This window comes from Pseudomonas sp. BAV 4579, assembly GCF_009765395.1.
GTDB classification, from domain to species: Bacteria; Pseudomonadota; Gammaproteobacteria; order Pseudomonadales; family Pseudomonadaceae; genus Chryseomonas; species Chryseomonas aestiva.
This window is the reverse complement of record NZ_WHOV01000220.1, coordinates 1-1,854: the sequence shown is the minus strand read 5'-3', so window position 1 is coordinate 1,854 and position 1,854 is coordinate 1. Positions and strand designations below refer to the sequence as shown.

Below are 1,854 nucleotides of genomic sequence, written 5' to 3'. Positions count from 1 at the left end.
CGCTCGGTCACGCTGCCCAGCCGCTCGCCGGCGCTCTTGGCCACCTGCATGCTGTGGGCGCTCTGCCGCTGGCTTTCCTGCATCAGGGCCACGGCATCGCGCGAACCGCTCTGCAGCTCTTCGATCATCTGCTGGATCTGCTGCGCCGAACTCTGGGTGCGGCTGGCCAGGGAGCGCACCTCGTCGGCCACCACGGCGAAGCCGCGCCCGGCCTCACCGGCGCGGGCCGCCTCGATGGCGGCGTTGAGCGCCAGCAAGTTGGTCTGCTCGGAGATGCCACGGATGACTTCGAGGATCTGGCCGATGTTGGCGGTCTTGCCGTTGAGCGCCTCGATATGCTCGCAACTGGTGCCGATCTTGGCCGACAGCGCCTGCATGGCGTGCAAGGCTTCGTCGAGCACCTCGCGGCCTTCCTCGCCCTGAGCCCGGGCGGTGCGGGCCTCGCCGGAGGCATGGGCGGCGTTGCGGGCGATCTCCTGGGCGGCGGCGCCCAGTTCGTTGATGGCGGCGGCGACGCTGGTGGTGCGCTGAGCTTGCAGATCCGACTGTTGCATGGAGGATTGCGACGACTCCAGCACCCGGCGGGTGCCCTGATTCAGCTCGCCGGTGCTCTGGGCCACGTCGCGGATCGAGGTGTGGATGCGCGCCACGAACTTGTTGAAGGTCTCGGCCAGGGCGCCGAATTCGTCACGGGCCTGCACCGGCAGGCGGCGGGTCAGATCGCCCTCGCCTTCGGCGATGTCGGCCATGGCACGGGTCAGGTCATGGAGCGGGCGCAGCAGCACGCGGATCAGCAGCCCCAGCAGCAGGATGATGGCGATCACCGCCACCAGGGTGGCGACGATGGCCAGGTTGCGGGCCTGGGTCACCGGGGCATAGGCCTTGTCCTGATCGATGGACAGGCCCAGGTACCACTTCACCGAGGGCAGGCCATTGACCGGGGTGAAGCTCACCAGGCGGTCGCTGCCGTTCTGGCTGACGGCGTGCAGACCCGGTTGCAGGGACGGCGTCTGCTCGGGGAAGACGTCCTTGAGGGTCTTGAGCACCTGTTCCGGGTGACTGCTGACCAGCACCTTGCCGTCGCCGTCGACCAGGAAGGCTTCGCCCAGGCCGCTGACGTTGAGCGAGGTGATGATCTCCACCAGCGCCGAGAGGTTGAGGTCGCCAGCCACCACGCCGGCCAGTTGGCCGTCGCGCTGCAGCGGGGTGGCGATGGTCACGCCCAGCTGTCCGGAGGAAGCGAAGATATAGGGCGGGGTCAGCACCGTGGCGCCGGCGGCGGTGGCGGCCGCGTACCAGGGTCGCTTGCACGGATCGTAGCCGGCCGGCAGGGTGCGCAGCGGACGGGTGGTGTAGGTGCCGTCCACCTCGCCCAGGTAGGTGGAATCGAAGGTGCCGGTGTAGATCTTCTGGTCCAGCAGACCGACCAGGCCTTCGGGCGAGCGATCGCGCGCCAGGGTCTGGGCTTCGCCTTCGATGAGCTTGACCCGTGCATCCAGCCAGTAGGCGACGTTGCCGGCGGTGACCCGGCCGGTTTCCGCGAGGTTGGCACTCAGGCTCTGGTCGATGGCCTGGCGTTGCAGATAGCATTGAAACCGGCGGAAGCGGCCAACGCGGTGGTGATCACCAGCGCCGCGACCAGCAGGATCTTGTGGCTGAATTTCAGGTGTCGCTTCATACAGGTCTGCGTCCGTAGCCAGGGTGGAGCCATGCCGGATTCAGGGCATGGCGATCCCCCTCTTTATCGGGCAGCCACGTTACGACTTGAGCAGAGCGACACCCTCTTTTCGGGGGCCCGCGCTAGATGCGGAAGCCACCCACCAGCCGCTGCAGGCGACCGGCCTCGGCTTCCAG

General features: G+C 68.0%; 2 protein-coding genes. Both read right to left on the bottom strand.

The features are described from left to right. On the bottom strand, positions 1-1,556 hold a 1,556-nt coding region (locus GSQ95_RS25325; RefSeq protein ID WP_256664719.1), incomplete at its 3' end, for a methyl-accepting chemotaxis protein. Next, a complete protein-coding gene (locus GSQ95_RS26770) occupies positions 1,553-1,678 on the bottom strand; it encodes a hypothetical protein (protein ID WP_256664718.1) in 126 nt (41 codons plus the stop codon). The genes GSQ95_RS25325 and GSQ95_RS26770, both read right to left, overlap by 4 nt. Between the last annotated feature and the right edge of the window lie 176 nt (positions 1,679-1,854).

Coding starts and splice junctions, on each gene's coding strand:
- GSQ95_RS26770 (WP_256664718.1), bottom strand. CDS start 1,678: ATGAAGCGACACCTGAAATTCAGCCACAAGATCCTGCTGGTCGCGGCG.